This window comes from Dongia sp. P2_B8 (genome assembly GCF_056404715.1).
In genome coordinates, this window is record NZ_JBFUDM010000003.1 from 111,244 (window position 1) to 125,856 (window position 14,613).

Below are 14,613 nucleotides of genomic sequence, written 5' to 3' on the forward strand. Positions count from 1 at the left end.
TGGATATTTGCTGAATTAAGCATTTATGTAGCAGGAAGGGCGATAGGGGACTATGCAGAAGAGGTGCCTTATAACTGTAGGAAAACTACTGGATGAAGTTGACGAAAGACCGGTTGCCATCGCTCAACGCGCTCAGGGCCCTTGAGGCCTCGGCGCGTCATCTCAATTTCCGCCTCGCCGCCGTGGAACTTGGCGTGACGCAGGGCGCTGTCGCCCAACATGTGCGGGGCCTCGAGGCTGACCTCGGCCTGAAATTCTTTGAACGATTGCCCCGCGCGCTTGCCTTGACCGATCAAGGGCGCGCCTATGCGCACGAGATCCGCCGGGCGTTCGACATCGTGGTTGATGCCACGGCAGCCCTGCGTCCGGCGCCAAGCCAATTGACGATCAGCGTCACGCCGAGCTTCGCCTCGAAATGGCTGATCCCGCATCTCCCCGAATTTACCGACGCGCATCCCGATCTCGACGTGCGTATCCTCGCCACCGAAAGCCTCTCGAACTTTCAATCGGACGGCGTCGACATCGCCGTGCGCCAGGGCCGGCCACCCTTTGGCCCGGGCCTCGATGCCGACATGCTGTTTGAACAGGAACTGGTGGCCGTCTGCAGCCCGGCCTTGCTGACCCACGCACCGTCACCACTTCGCGCCGATGAGGTCGGCCTGTTTCCGTTGCTGGTCGATGGCCACGATCTCTGGCACGCGTTCATGGAACAGGTCCTGCAACAGCCTTATTCATCCGCTGCAAGGCGCGTGCGCTTCAACCAGACGGCGCTCGCCATCGACGCTGCCCTCGCGGGCCAGGGGCTGGCGTTGGCGCCCCACTTCCTGGTGAAGCGCGATCTCCGCGAAGGCCGGCTGGTGCGGGCCTTCGATGCGGCCATGCGCGGCCCCTCGGATTATTTTGTGATCTCACCCAGGAAACCCCACCGCCCGGGTCCCACCGCCACAGTCCGGAACTGGCTGCTCCAGCAGCGATGCTGAGCCGCGCGCTGTCACGATCGGAATCCACCCACACTTGTCACTTCCACCGCCGGATACCCGGTTCTAACTTAGTGGTCCTGGTCTATCCGACGATCACCGCCAGCATGTGTATCAAAACCGGCACGAACGACGCAGGCGAGCCCGCAGGCGGCCTCGGCCGCACTTGCTCCACCTGCCGCAACCCTAACAGTTGCTGCCCCTAACAGTTGCTGTCATGGAGGAACCCGATGCCAGATGCCCTCGTCGTCCGCCGCGAGACGCACATTCCAGCGCCGCCCGCCGCGGTGTTCGCCCTCCTCACCGATCCGGAGAAGATCCTGCGCTGGATGGGAACTGAGGCGCAGGTCGAGCCGCAACCCGGCGGGCTCTATCTCGTCAATGTCACCGGCACGAACGTCGCCCGCGGCTCCTTCCGCGAGGTGGTGCCGGTGCATCGCCTGGCCTACAGCTTCGGCTGGGACGGCAACGAAGTGGTGCCGCCGGGGTCCAGCCTCGTCGAGATCGACCTCATAGAGCAGCCGGATGGAACGTTGCTGCGCTTCACCCATACTGGCCTGCCCAATGCCGAGCAATGCGCTAATCATCTGGAAGGCTGGACCTATTACATCGGCCGTCTGGTCGAGGTCGCGGCCGGGCGGGACCCTGGCCCAGATCGCAATCGCGGCAAGAAGTAACTACCTCCGCTGCGCGACATCGCCGAGGCACGGGTGACAATGTGGGGGCCTTCGTCGCATGATCGCGGTATGGATCTCCCCGCACCTCTTGCTTGGCTGGTGGACGAGGCTGGCGCCTCATCTGGTCCCGACCGGCTCCTTGCCGACCTCGGCGGCCGGCTGCTGGCCGACAGCCTGCCGCTGGCCGGCGGTGCCCTGACGCTCGCCGTGCCGCATCCGATCATCGCCCGCCGCACCTGGCTTTGGCGCGCGGAGACCGGGGCGGTGATCGAGGCACTGGGCGTCGCCGGCGGTCCACCCGTGGGTTCGCTTGATCAAGCTGGACATGGCTGGCAGGCCGGGCGCGACTGGCTGGCTGGGATTGGCCCGGTGCATGAGGACATGGTCGGTCCAATGTCGAGCGGCCCCATATCGAGCAGTCCCATGCTGGGCTGGGCCGGAACCCGGCCGTTCGGCCCCGCCGAGACTGCACGGCTGCGCCAGGCCGCGCGCTTCGTTGTGGCACCCTTGGCTGCCCTCGCCGCACGAGCGACCCTCGATGCGTTGCTCGAAGCCTATCTCGGCCGGCGCAGTGCTGCCCGGGTGCAGGCCGGCGCCCTGCGCCGCGGCACCGGCGAAACCATCCGCGCAGCCCTCCTCTATGCCGATCTCCGTGACTTCACCGCTCTTTCAGAGGTGGCGGAACCGGCAGTGGTGATTGCCGCCCTCGATGCCTGGTTCGACCGCGTCGCTGGCGCGGTGCATGCTTTCGGCGGTGAGGTGCTGAAATTCATCGGCGACGGCGCGCTGGCGATCTTCCCGGTCACCGGGCAGCCGGCCGCGGCCTGCGAGGCGGCACTGCGTGCTGTCATCGCTGCCCGCGCCGGCATGGCTCATCTCGATGTGGCACGGCAGGCGCAGGGTCTGCCACCGCTGCCCTTCGGTGCCGCACTCCATGTCGGCGAGATGCTGTGGGGCAATATCGGCGCGGTCGACCGGCTGGACTTCACCGCCATCGGTCCCGCGGTCAACCTCGTCAGCCGGCTGGAAGGTTTGTGCCGGCCGCTCGGCCGATCGGTCCTGATCTCAGGCCCCTTCGCCACCGAGATCACGACGCCGCTGCTACCACTCGGCGATCACACCTTGCGCGGCATCTCGGCCCCCTGCACCGTCTTCACCCTGCCGGATGCGTGAGCGGCTCCTGTGGCCGGCCCATACTTTATATCGTCATGGTCCGCCCAATCTTGATGCATTGAGACGTCCGCGCACTCCTCAAGCATCCCGCCACTCGAACTGGAGCTTCCCCTCGCGAAACGCGAAGCGCTCGAGGTGCCGTTCGACGGCGCCTTTCAATCCCTCGAGCTGTCCCTCGGCGCTCGCGTCGAGGCGGCACTCCAACGCATCTTCATGGGCTGTGAGATGGAGCGTCGCATCGCCCGGCCAATCGGCCCCGCGCGCATCGCGGGGGAAGATGACCTTGCCGGCTTGTGGCGTGAACTCGACCGTCAGATTGTGGGTCCAATGTTTGCACAGCTGCTGCAGATAGCGGCTGCCATGTGGGGTCGGTACGTTCGAGATGCTGCTGAATGTCATGCTGATATCTTTCTCGTCCGGCATCCCATGGGCGACGGGTGCCGGGATGCCGAACCGTTTCCGTAAAATCTCGATCCGCGTCATGATCAAAGACGCTCGATGCGCTGTGCCGCCTCGTCGAGGATGGCGGCGATGTCATGAAGCGTGTCCTTGGCGATCTCGCCAGCGGCGGTCTTCTGCCGCAACACGGTGCGGAGATTCTCGATGGCGCGCCGCACCGGACCCGCGTCGGCCTTCTCACGCTGGGCCGCAAGATCGGCAAGCCGCGCGAACAGCCGCTCGACTTCCTGCTTATTGGCTTCGAGATGCGCGATGCCCTCGGCCGTCGCGGCGAAATCCTTGCGCGGCCCTTCGGACTTGGTTTCGTCGATCTGCCCCATTTCCTGCAGCAAGGTCAGCGTCGGATAGACGATGCCGGGGCTGGGCACATAGGCGCCGCCGGTCAATTCCTCGATGGCACGGATGAGTTCGTAACCGTGGCGCGGCTGGTCACTGATCAGCTTGAGGAGCACCAGGCGCAGCTGGCCGCTATCGAAGATGCGCCGGCGGCCACCGCCGCGACCCTCGCCATCCTCACCGCCCCAACCATGCCCATGACCGTGGCGCCCAAAGCCGCCGTCCCGTCCACCACCTCGGGGGCCGAAGCGATGCTCACCCCGGCCGCAATCACCCCCGGCGTGCTGGCCCCAGCTGCGTTCGCCGCGACCGCGTTCATGGCCGCGTTCGCGGCCGTTTTCGTGTGTTTCCGTAAATCTCATGTCTGTTCCTTTGTATGTTTAGACATGACTAAGATATATCTTAGACTGTCTAAGATCAAGTCCTGACTCGCCAAAAATCTTCGCGCCCAGATGTTTCCTATTTGTTCTTGACAAGAACATAGGAATATGATACTAATACACTGGCGCGTGCATAACCGCAGAGCAGCCGGGTAGCTGCCGGCCATCTGCAATGACTCGGGTCTGCAATGACTCGCCATCTGCAATCACTCGGTTGTCTCCCGGCGCAAGCTGGCTGTGCCTCGTCCGGGGCATTGCGGCGCAGGCCGGTTCGGGGTGTCGGCGCCCATGCGGGACCGTCACCCATGCCCGGCCGGTGCAAGAACCGGCCCCCATGATCGCTGGGGGCACGCGATCACCGCCAGGACCGGGGCGGGCAACCGGTCTCCCGTGGGCCCCTGGGAAAAGTGGCCTCCCGTGGATCCCTGGGAAAAGCGATCTCCCGCGGGCCGCCTGGGAAATGCCGGCCCCCCTGATCGGCCGGGAAAGCCGATCGCGGATGCGGTCGCCGTCTCGGCCGCGATGCTGCCCGAGTGATTGCAAATGGCTGTGATTGCAAATGGCGAGTTCTTGCAGATGACCATGACGGCCGATGAGCCGAACAAGATGAGGCAAACGAGATGACGCGATATCGCAAATGCCCAATCCGGCGCTTCACAGCCCCGGTCATTTCCGGTACCATCTTTGACCAATCGATCAAATAAACCCGCGGGCCGGCATCTCGCCGCTGCGGGGGCGAGCTGACATACTCAGCCGCAGGAGATGAGCCAGGACCCCGAGGGACGCGGTCGCGGATGGCGCGCGCGAAGGGGTGAAGCCAAGGGAGTGCGCGCGATGTCGTTGCTGATTCGTGGTGGAACCGTCGTCAATGCCGAGGGCGAGAGCCGCGCCGACGTCTATTGCGAGGGCGGCAAGATCAAGGCGGTCGGTGCGAACCTCGAGGCGCCCTCAGGTGCCAAGATTGTCGATGCCGGCGGCCAATATGTGATGCCGGGCGGCATCGATCCCCATACACACATGCAGCTGCCTTTCATGGGCACCGTGGCGTCCGAGGATTTCTTCAGCGGGACAGCGGCGGGCCTTGCCGGCGGTACCACGATGATCATCGATTTCGTCATCCCGGCACCGCAGACCTCGCTGCTCTCCGCCTACGATCAATGGCGCGAATGGGCCGAGAAATCCTGCGCCGATTATTCCTTCCACGTCGCCGTCACCTGGTGGTCGGACAAGGTCAAGGAAGAGATGGGCGTGCTCACCCGCGAGAAGGGCGTCAACTCCTTCAAGCATTTCATGGCCTATAAGAACGCCATCATGGTGCCCGATGAAAATCTGGTGCTGAGCTTTGCGCGCTGCCTGGAATTGGGCGCCATCCCCACGGTCCATGCCGAGAATGGCGAGCTTGTCTATCATTTGCAGGCCGAGGTTTTGAAGAAGGGCATCACCGGTCCCGAAGGCCATCCGATGTCGCGTCCGCCCGAGGTCGAGGGTGAGGCCGCAAATCGGGCGATCCGTGTGGCACAGGTCATCGGCAACCCGCTCTACATCGTCCATAATTCCTGCAAGGAAGCGGTCGAGGCGATCACCCGCGCCCGCAACGAAGGCCAGCGCGTCTATGGCGAAGTGCTGGCGGGGCATCTCCTCATCGACGACAGCGTCTATCGTCACCCGGACTGGAACGTGGCCGCGGCCCATGTCATGAGCCCGCCCTTCCGCCCGAAGGAGAATCAGGAAATCCTGTGGCGGGCGCTGCAATCGGGCAACCTCCACACCACAGCGACCGATCATTGCTGCTTCTGTGCCGACCAGAAGGCGGCGGGCCGCAACGATTTCACCAAGATCCCCAACGGCACCGGCGGTGTCGAAGACCGCATGTCCGTCCTGTGGCATCACGGTGTCGGCACCGGGCGCCTCACGCCGTCAGAATTCGTGCGCGTGACCTCGACGGCCGCCGCGCAGATCTTCAACATCTATCCGCGCAAAGGTGCGGTCGCCGTCGGTGCTGATGCCGACATCGTGGTGTGGGACCCGAAGGCCACCCGCACCATCTCGGCAAAGACCCATCATCAGAAGGTCGATTACAACATCTTCGAAGGCATGTCCGTGACCGGCAATGCCAGCCACACTATTTCTCAAGGCAAGGTCGTCTATGAGAAGGGCGAGCTCAAGGTCGAGCGCGGCGCCGGCCGCTATATCGACCGCCCGACCTTCCCGGCGATGTTCGATGCGGTGGCCAAGGTCAACGCCATCCGTGCACCCAAGGCCGTCCAGCGCAAGCAGGAGAAGGCTGCCGAATAGGCGTCAACAAAACACGAAATTGGGTAGCGGCACTTCCTTGGCCGCTGCCTTTGGGGGAACGGCTGCCGGTTTTTGCGGGATGTTCTCGTTTGAAATGGATATCTGCCGCACGGCGGCGAAGGCGAGGAAGCGCCGTGTCTGTCGCGCGGCACCTTCGGCATAATTGTGCGCGAGCGGCCGATCCCAGAAGGCCGCCAGCAGACCGCGCCATTCGATCGTGCTGCGCACCAGCGTGCCGTCGGGCGTCGGGATGAAGGCGTGTTCCGTGCGCATGCGCGCCAGCGGCAGATAGGCCACATCGGCAAAACGATAAGGCTCGACCATCGTCTCGACACGCAGCTTGACCGCATCGCGGCCCCTCGGTTTCAGGACGAACGCGCGCCCGGCCTCGACCGGCCCGTTCATCTCGATGCCCTCGATCTCGTCGTCCCATTCGGACCAGCGCTTAATGTCGGCAATCGTCCGATACAGAAGCTCCGGCGGCAAATCGCTTTTGGTTTCATAGCAATAGCGGCGCATGGCGGTTCTCCTTCTCTCTTGGAAGAGGAGACTAGTCGCTCGCCGTGACAGTTTCTGTCAGCAGTGAATCAACCGATTTTGGGGGTTTCGTCCTGTGCCCGCCATTCCTTCATCAACACCCGGCGGCGGCGCGGATAGCGGCCGTCCTGCAGGTGAAGATCGGACATGCGGTCGAGGCGGAAATGGCGATAATCCTGCCGCAACTCGCACCAGGCGGCGAGGACGCGCGCGCGGTCATAGAAGGTGACGGCGATCGGCCAGACGATGCGCATGCTGGGCTTGCCTTCGGCATCGCGATAGGTGAAATCGACCTTGCATTCACGGCGCAGCGCGTCACGCAGATCGCCAAGGTCGACCGGTGGCGGATCGATGCGGCTGGGACCCGCCACCAGCCCGGAGGCATCCGCCTCGTCGCGCAGATGCTCAGGCAGGATGGCGCTGATCTTGGCCAGGGCATTGGTGGCGGCGTCGGCGAGTTTCCTGTCGCCATTCTTCACCACCCAGCGCGAGCCCAGCACCAGCGCCTCGATCTCATCCTCGGCGAACATCAAGGGTGGCAGCACGAAGCCGGGTTTGAGCACATAGCCGATGCCGGCCTCGCCCTCGATCGGGGCACCCTGGCCGATGAGCGTGTTGATGTCGCGGTAGAGTGTGCGAAGGCTGATCGTCAATTCCTCAGCCAGCGCCTGGCCGCTCACCGGCTGCCGGTGGCGGCGCAGGATTTGCACAAGATCGAGAAGGCGGGCGCTGCGTGACATGATAGAGAAGGCAACATATTGGCGCGCCCAACGCAAGCGGCCGGACCCGTTGCGCGGTCCGGCCGCCTGAAGAAGGATGCGGTCTTATTGCGGGCGCGGGCCGGTGCCGACGCAAGTGGTCGGGTGGTTGGCATCGAAGGAGCAGGATACACCGAGGCCGTTATCTTTATCGCAATTGACGATGCGCCCGCCATTGCCCGAGCTGCCGCCGTCACTCACCGTGCCGCCGATATTCTGGCAGTTGCTGACGAACTGGCCGGCATTGAGCTTGGGCTTTGTGACGTTGACATAGGGACCGACTTCCTCGGCAAAACCCATCTGCGGCGCGAGGCTGGCGATGGCGGCGACGGCGATAGCGACGCTGAGCTGCTTGAACAAAGACGGGCGAAACTTGGCGGTCCCAAGAGAAACGGTCATGGCACTTCTCCGAAGATACCGACCCCGCCAGGCAGAACCCCATCGGCTTTGCCCGGGATCGCGTTCTGGGGATGAGAATTGGACCGCCACGGCCAAGCGGCCAGTGACAGGGGTCACAAGCAGGACCCCTGTCACCATCGCTCACAGGTTCGTGTCTACTTAGCGGCCCGGTTACTTCGCGACGAGCGGCAGGGAGATTTCGGTCAGCCACTCTTCCGGCGGCAGGTCGCGCGGATTGTTGAGATATTCCTCGAAACAGGGCCGGTCGGCCGGTTCCTCGCCACTCTGCGGCAGCCAGTGACCGAACAGCCAGTCATAGGCCTTGTGGAGTTCGGCGTAGGGCCCCTTGTGGCGCAGGATGGCATGGCGTCCACCAGCGAGATCGATGAGACGCGGGCCATCCTCCTTGCCGGCATCGACCGTGACGGTGGCGCCCAAGCTGATGCAGGCATCCGAGCGCCACTCGGCAGGCGGGGTCGATTTCGTATCGCTGTAATAGATGCCGATGCTCCGCGTCTGCGGTCCCATGAGACCGCGGCCGCCGGCCCAGGCATAGAGCCGCTCGAAGACGGGGCCGATCTCGAGATAATGGCCGGCATGGCGAAGGGCGGCGAGGCGCACGGGGTCGGTATCGCGGACGGTAACGCTGAACATGATGGTCTCCGGCTTTTGTGATCGGGATGCCGGAAGTGCTTCTGAATAATCGGCGACCAGGAAACCGCGCTTGCGATAGGCCGCCGGCGCGATGCCGTAGCTGGATTGGAAAGCCCGCGTAAAGGCGGCGACGCTGCCATAGCCCGCCCGCTTGGCGACACGCGGGATCGGCATGCTATCGCCCGCCAACAGATCACTCGCTAACAGATCGCTGGCCGCCCGGTGCAGCCGCATCCGCCGCAAGGTCTCCGCCGCCGTCTCGCCCGTCATGCCCGCATAGATGCGGTGGAAATGATAGGGCGACAGGCACGCGATCTCCGCCAAGGCGGCAAGGTCGATATCCGCATCGAGATGCGATCCCATATGGCGGATCACATTTTCGAGGCGGCGGCTCATATCCAGGTTGGTCGTCTGTTTCATGAAATCTCCTCCGACGCGGACGAATCTAGCCGGAGTGGATTTGATCGCGCTTGCGAAGTTTGCCCCTCACCAATCAATCGGCACGCCGCGCTTCTTCCAGGCGCTGTCCTCGGAATGGGCGAGGATGCCGATGATGGAGGGCTGGCCGGCGGAGCCGTTCTTGCCATCGATGCGCAGGGTATAGGTGGTGTGGAAGTCGATGATATGGCCGCCGGCTTTGTTGATCAGCGCCCAATCGACATGGGCCTGGCCGAACACTTTCGACAAAGGCTGGAAGTCGAATTTGGTGATGGTGGCGGCGGCGAAATCGACCTTGTCGTAAAATGCCACGAAGCCGGTCATGTCAGCCATCATCTCGGCCCGGTCGCGAAACACGTAACCGGTGTCCTCCGACAGGATCTGCACGGGAAAGGCATAATGATCGCAAATGGCGGCGGCATCCTGCGCTGTGAAGGCGCGGGCATAACCGTCGAAAAAGGTCCGAATGTCGCTGGTGGTCATGAAGATGATACTCAGGTTGGAAGAGATGTAAGTCACGGGCGCGCAAACAGTTTAACAAGCGATTGACCGAAAAGCCCCGGCAAAAAGCGTTATGCTGCGATGTCGGCGCCGCTAAAATTTGTACGCTTGGTCACAAGTTGATAACGGGCTGCTGCTGCAGAACCCGGATCGACAGCCAGATTCCCAGGATCGATAACCCAAACCCCACTAACTCGATAGGTGCCGGTGGGCGGCCTTCCGCCAGGAACACATAGGCGACACCGAAGATCGTCTCGAACACGATCAGCTGGCCGGTGAGGGTGACCGGCAGGCGTGTCGAGGCGATGTTGAACAGCATGGCAGCGCCCCAGGAGGCGCCAAGGCCCAGCACCGTGCTCCAGAAGGCCACCAGGAAAACATCCCCCGTCGCGAAGAGGTGCGGGATCGAGGTGGCACCGTCGCCGAACATGAGGTGCAGCGGAAACAGCGCCAAGGTGAGCACCAGGGTGGCAACGCCGATGGCGCTGGCCCAGCTGCTGGCGCTGACATCGCGCCGCCGTTTCAGGAACGATGCATTGGCGATGGCATACCAGGTCCACATGATGACGGGGGCTGCGAGGCACAGGAGGCCGAGGGTCGACGCATGCCCGCTTCCCCCAAACGATCCGCCACGCGACAAATTGACCAGCATCAGGCCGACAAAGACGGCGAGCAAAGATGGGGCCAGCCGCCGCCACGGAATCGCCCGCTCGCGCCAATTGCCGCAGAGGGCCACCGTCACCGGCAGCAGCCCGATGATCGGCACCGCGAGCCCCGGGCCGGATAGCTGGATGCCTAAGACCAGCAGCGCGTAATAAAGCAGATTGCCGAAGATCGCGAAGCCAGCGGCCAGCACCCAATCGGCTGTCGAGAATCTGACGCTGCCAAAACGCCACAACAAAAACAGCGAACAGATGCCATAGGCGAAATAGCGGCCAAAGGTAATGTCGAGCGCCGATGCCGCAGGCACCATCACCGGCACAATGAACGCCAGCGCCCACAGCGCGGTGGTGACGATCATGGCAAGGAGGGCTCGGGTGAACGCACCACGCGTTTGTGCGGGCATCTCAATCGACATCGATATCGCTGGGTGTGCTTGGTGTCGGAATGAGCGGGCCTTGCGCGCAGGGATCGATTTCGATCAGGGCTTCGCGGATGAGGCCGCCGAGATCGTCGCCCGCGCGTTCGGGGTGTCCTTTGATCCAGTCGATGACGTCATTCGTGATGCGGGCATCGTTGGTATTCCGGGTGGCACAGGCAGGGTCCTTGTTATTGTCGCTCTCCAGCAATTCCCGCACCGTGCTGACCATGGCAAGGCAGGTCGCCTGACTTTCATTGTCGCTAGCGATGCAGGTCTGCCCGGTTTCGGCGAAGGCCGGCCCCGACACTGAGATCGTGCCGGCCAGCAGCAGGAGCGTTGGCAGCAAGGTGCTTCGCATCGGCATTATCTGCGTGCTGCTGCCAGCCACAGGCCGCCGCCGATGAGGCAGGCGCCGCTGGCTTTGGTGACGAGACGAAGGCGGGTGCGGGAGAGGGCGCGGCCGAGTGTGCCGGCGAGGAGTGCGTAGGTGCCGTCGCTCAGGGCTGCCACGATCATCGAGCTTACGCCCATGATGGCGATCTGCGGCGCATAGGGGCGCGCCGGATCGATGAATTGCGGGAAGAAGGCGCCGAAGAACAACAGCATCTTCGGGTTGCTCAGAGCCACCAGGCTGCCTTGCAGGAAGAAGCCGCCCCAGGGGCCCCTAGCTATTGGCGTATCTGTTTTCGCCAGCAGATCGATGTCCGGCATCCGCCACATCTTCCAACCCAAATAGATGAGATAGCCCGCACCGGCGAGGCGCAGGATATCGAACCATTGCCCGATGGCGGCGATGAGCGAGGTGAGTCCGATGCCGGCGACCGCGATCATGATGGCGAGACCCAATTGCGTGCCCGCCACATTGCGGAGGCCGGCACCGGTGCCATGACGCAACGCGTTGGCGACGATGAGGGTCGCGGTCGGGCCGGGGATGATCGCCATGATGATGCAGGTGGCGAGGAAAGCGGCGTAGAGATGCACGGACACGGTGGGTTCCCTTCTCTAGGAAAGAGACAGCTAGGCCGCTTCCCGGTCGTCATCCCCGGGCTTGACCCGGGGATCAGGTTCAACCGCCAAGCTGTTGCAGGCAGATCCCCGGGTCAAGCCCGGGGATGACGGTATCCACGAGTGCCGCTGTAAACTCGAGATGCATCACGCATCTTTGATCAGAAACTCTTGCCCAACTCTTCCACTTTTGCCAGATGCGCGGCGCGGGTGGGGGCGCCGGCCATTACGTCGTAGAGGAGATGGAGTTCTGCCTCGGCAATGCCACAGTAATGCATGGTGCCGGTCAACAGCTGGGTGCGCATGGCGCTATCGTAGCCGCGTTTGAGATAGCCGGCTTCGTCCCCAGACGCTGTCCCGATCAGCAGGGCCTTCTTGTGCGGCAGCTTGCGATCGCCATAGGCCCAGCCATTGTTCCACACCCGGTCGATCCAGCCCTTGGTGGTCGCCGGAAAGGACCACCACCAGACGGGAAAGATGAAGGCCAGCGCCTCGTTGCGGCCGACCCGCTGCTGTTCCTGGAGCACGTCGGCGCTGTAGACCTTGTTGCCATCGTCCCAATCCGGTTCGTCGGCGATGGGCAGGCGCGGATCGAACCCTTCGGCGCGGAGATCGGCAATCTCCGCCTGATGCCCTCCCGCCTTGAGGCCTGTCACGAACCGGTCGAGGATGGCACCAGCAAAGGAGTCCCGCCGTGGATGATCGAAGACGGTGAGGACTTTCATATCGGACCTGTCAGCCTTCCGCCGGCACCTTAAGGCCGCAGCCTTTGAGGATGATGGTGGTGATCTGTTTGGCGGCCAGCTGGTAGTCGGCCTCGATGAGTTCGCGGCGGCCCAGCACCGCGGCGATCTGGGTCGCGAAATCGGCATAGGTTTGCGTCGTCGACCAGATCATGAAGAAGAGATGCTTGGGATCGATCCGATCAATGCGCCCGGCGTCGATCCATTCCTCGATGATGCCGGATTTGCGGTCGACCCAATCCTTGAGGTCCTGGCGCATGAACCGATCGAAGCGCGGTGCGCCGTGCAGCACTTCATTGGCAAAGACGCGGCTTGCTATCGGCCGGTCGCGGGCGAGGTCGATCTTCTGCCCGATATAATGCGCCAACGCCGTCGCGGGATCGGCATCGGGCTGGATTTCCTGCGCGGTGTTCAGCCACAGTTCGATGATGTCGCGCAGCACGAACTGATAGAGGTCGTTCTTGGTCTTGAAATAATAGTGGAGGTTGGCCTTGGGCAGGCCAGCGCGCTTGGCGATGAGGCTGGTCGAGGAACCCTCGAAGCCCATTTCGGCGAACACCTCTTCGGCGGCCTTCCGGATGCTGGCCTCGATCCGGGCGCGCGATTTCGCACGGATGCCGACAGACCCGTCATCGGAATCCAGATTCGACTCGTCGCCCGGCGACCCGCTCATCGCGCAATTCCCCCATCCACGTTTTAACCGGATGCCCGATTTTCCCCGCTCGGGCTTGATGCCAGTAAAACCGGATCGGGCTCATGTCTCAACCGGATTGTTTAACCGGCCGGACAATTCATCGGTCAGATTTCGGAAAGTGATGGTTTTGGAGTGGGTTAGATATGGCGGAGTTTTTCAAAACGCCCCCTCGCCCCTCTCCCCAGAGGGGCGAGGGGCTTTAGGCCGGGCTCGGTCGGAACTCCCTCGCCCCGCTTTTGCGGGGAGAGGGTCGGGGCGAGGGGGGCTTATTTGGGGTCTTTTCTACACCACGCTCAGAATTTCGTAAGCGGCACCCATCGTGTGGTAATCGACTTTGCCGGCGGGGCTCTTCTCGTCGGAGTATTTGCGGTTGTCGTGGGTGAGGATGCGGTACCAGGCGCCGTGTTCGTGGTCGACAAAGTGCCGCCAGCTATAGGCCCAGATCCGGTCGTACCAATCCCAATAGAGGGCGTCGCCCGTGCGTGTGGCGAGCAACGCGGCAGTGGCCAGGGTCTCTGCCTGGACCCAGAAATATTTATCCGCATCGCAGATCTCGTCCTGTGGCCCGAAGCCATAGAAGATGCCGCCATGATCCTTGTCCCAGGCCTTGGCGAGGGCGGTGTCGAAAAGCTGCTTGGCGCGCGGTGCCAGCCAATCCGCTGACCCTTTGAGATGCGCCTTGTGGCGTTCCATGATGAGGAGAAGCTTCGCCCATTCGGTGAGATGCCCGGGCTGATAGCCCCAGGGGCGGAAGATGTTGGTCTTGTCGTCTTTGTTGTAATCCCAATCGACCGACCAATCGGCGTGGTAATGCTCCCACATCATGCCGTGGGCCTTGGCCGCCTGGCGCTCCGTGATGTTGTGCGCCAAGGTTTCGGCGCGGTGCAGATAGCGTGTGTCATGCGTGGCTTCGAAGGCTGCCAGCATCGCCTCGCAAGCATGCATGTTGGCGTTCTGCCCGCGATAGGGATAGGTGAGGGACCAATCGGCGCTGGCTTCGTCGGCATAGAGGCCGTGCTTTGGTTCCCAGAAACGCTGTTCCATGAGATCGAACGCCTCGGCCAGGTGCGGCCGCGCCGACTCCTCGCCGGCCATGATGGCATGGGCATAGGCGAGGACGACGAAGGCCAGGCCGTAACAATGGTTGGTGCCGTCGAGGAGTTCCTTGCGGCCGTTCTCCCATTTCAAGGTCCAGGCATAGCCACCCGTCTTGGGATCGCGGTGCGCGTCGCGCAGGAAGGCAAGAGCGTGCTTCAGGCCCGGCCGATATGTTGCGTCATCGAGTTTGCGGACTGCCATGGCGTAGGTGAAGACCAGGCGCGTGCTGCTCACCAGATGTCGCGTGGTCGCGTCATAGATGCTGCCGTCATCGCGCAGGAAGTGAAAGAAGCCACCCGATTTGTCGATGGCGCGCGGATGATAGAATGCCATGGTCTTGGCGATATGGCCCATCAGGAAGGTACGGTCGCGGAAGCTGGTGACGGGTGGAACAGGCGTGCTCAAGAG

Annotated in this window: 17 protein-coding genes; 4 read left to right on the forward strand and 13 right to left on the reverse strand. The window is 63.1% G+C overall.

All coding sequences use genetic code 11. From position 1 onward, the window contains the following. Positions 1-92 precede the first annotated feature (92 nt). The 3 genes from AC1DWZ_RS08165 (at position 93) to AC1DWZ_RS08175 (ending at position 2,827) form a co-directional block, all read left to right on the forward strand. Positions 93-980, forward strand: coding sequence for a LysR substrate-binding domain-containing protein (locus tag AC1DWZ_RS08165; protein WP_477168383.1), 888 nt, complete (start codon positions 93-95; stop codon positions 978-980). Positions 981-1,207: 227 nt separating this feature from the next. Then, positions 1,208-1,654, forward strand: a complete 447-nt coding sequence (locus AC1DWZ_RS08170; RefSeq protein ID WP_477168384.1) for an SRPBCC family protein — start codon at positions 1,208-1,210, stop codon at positions 1,652-1,654. A gap of 69 nt (positions 1,655-1,723) precedes the next feature. Then, on the forward strand, positions 1,724-2,827 hold the full coding sequence (locus AC1DWZ_RS08175) for an adenylate/guanylate cyclase domain-containing protein (protein WP_477168385.1): 1,104 nt from the start codon (positions 1,724-1,726) through the stop codon (positions 2,825-2,827). Between the two features lie 78 nt (positions 2,828-2,905). Here the strand turns inward: AC1DWZ_RS08175 and AC1DWZ_RS08180 are convergent, their stop codons facing one another. Then, a complete protein-coding gene (locus AC1DWZ_RS08180; protein WP_477168386.1) occupies positions 2,906-3,226 on the reverse strand; it encodes a DUF2218 domain-containing protein in 321 nt (106 codons plus the stop codon). An 86-nt stretch (positions 3,227-3,312) separates the two neighbouring features. Then, positions 3,313-3,984: a PadR family transcriptional regulator gene (locus AC1DWZ_RS08185; RefSeq protein ID WP_477168387.1), complete on the reverse strand. Its 672-nt coding sequence runs from the start codon at positions 3,982-3,984 to the stop codon at positions 3,313-3,315. Positions 3,985-4,836: 852 nt separating this feature from the next. Here AC1DWZ_RS08185 and hydA point away from each other — a divergent pair. Beyond that, a complete protein-coding gene (hydA, locus tag AC1DWZ_RS08190; RefSeq protein WP_477168388.1) occupies positions 4,837-6,297 on the forward strand; it encodes a dihydropyrimidinase in 1,461 nt (486 codons plus the stop codon). A 3-nt stretch (positions 6,298-6,300) separates the two neighbouring features. Here hydA and AC1DWZ_RS08195 read toward each other — a convergent pair whose 3' ends face one another. The 11 genes from AC1DWZ_RS08195 to AC1DWZ_RS08245 all read right to left on the reverse strand — a co-directional run bounded on the left by AC1DWZ_RS08195 (position 6,301) and on the right by AC1DWZ_RS08245 (position 14,610). Next, positions 6,301-6,816, reverse strand: coding sequence for an SRPBCC family protein (locus tag AC1DWZ_RS08195; RefSeq protein ID WP_477168389.1), 516 nt, complete (start codon positions 6,814-6,816; stop codon positions 6,301-6,303). 68 nt (positions 6,817-6,884) lie between these two features. Next, on the reverse strand, positions 6,885-7,574 hold the full coding sequence (locus AC1DWZ_RS08200) for a helix-turn-helix transcriptional regulator (RefSeq protein WP_477168390.1): 690 nt from the start codon (positions 7,572-7,574) through the stop codon (positions 6,885-6,887). An 84-nt stretch (positions 7,575-7,658) separates the two neighbouring features. Further along, positions 7,659-7,991 carry a hypothetical protein gene (locus AC1DWZ_RS08205; RefSeq protein WP_477168391.1) on the reverse strand — a complete coding sequence of 111 codons (333 nt, stop codon included), beginning with the start codon at positions 7,989-7,991 and terminating at the stop codon, positions 7,659-7,661. A 171-nt stretch (positions 7,992-8,162) separates the two neighbouring features. Next, entirely contained in the window at positions 8,163-9,065 is a 903-nt protein-coding gene (locus AC1DWZ_RS08210; protein WP_477168392.1) for an AraC family transcriptional regulator, read from the reverse strand. Positions 9,066-9,131: 66 nt separating this feature from the next. Beyond that, positions 9,132-9,566 (reverse strand): hypothetical protein, encoded by a 435-nt coding sequence (locus tag AC1DWZ_RS08215; RefSeq protein ID WP_477168393.1) that lies wholly within the window; start codon positions 9,564-9,566, stop codon positions 9,132-9,134. 130 nt (positions 9,567-9,696) lie between these two features. Then, positions 9,697-10,662, reverse strand: a complete 966-nt coding sequence (locus AC1DWZ_RS08220; RefSeq protein WP_477168394.1) for a DMT family transporter — start codon at positions 10,660-10,662, stop codon at positions 9,697-9,699. Beyond that, positions 10,652-11,023 carry a Rap1a family protein gene (locus AC1DWZ_RS08225; RefSeq protein ID WP_477168395.1) on the reverse strand — a complete coding sequence of 124 codons (372 nt, stop codon included), beginning with the start codon at positions 11,021-11,023 and terminating at the stop codon, positions 10,652-10,654. The genes AC1DWZ_RS08220 and AC1DWZ_RS08225 overlap by 11 nt, the downstream gene beginning before the upstream one ends. Before the next feature lie 5 nt (positions 11,024-11,028). Beyond that, positions 11,029-11,652, reverse strand: a complete 624-nt coding sequence (locus AC1DWZ_RS08230; RefSeq protein WP_477168396.1) for a LysE family translocator — start codon at positions 11,650-11,652, stop codon at positions 11,029-11,031. Positions 11,653-11,831: 179 nt separating this feature from the next. Continuing rightward, on the reverse strand, positions 11,832-12,395 hold the full coding sequence (locus AC1DWZ_RS08235) for an NAD(P)H oxidoreductase (protein WP_477168397.1): 564 nt from the start codon (positions 12,393-12,395) through the stop codon (positions 11,832-11,834). A 10-nt stretch (positions 12,396-12,405) separates the two neighbouring features. After that, positions 12,406-13,086, reverse strand: coding sequence for a TetR family transcriptional regulator C-terminal domain-containing protein (locus tag AC1DWZ_RS08240; protein WP_477168398.1), 681 nt, complete (start codon positions 13,084-13,086; stop codon positions 12,406-12,408). Between the two features lie 303 nt (positions 13,087-13,389). Beyond that, positions 13,390-14,610, reverse strand: coding sequence for an AGE family epimerase/isomerase (locus tag AC1DWZ_RS08245; RefSeq protein ID WP_477168399.1), 1,221 nt, complete (start codon positions 14,608-14,610; stop codon positions 13,390-13,392). Positions 14,611-14,613: the final 3 nt, after the last annotated feature.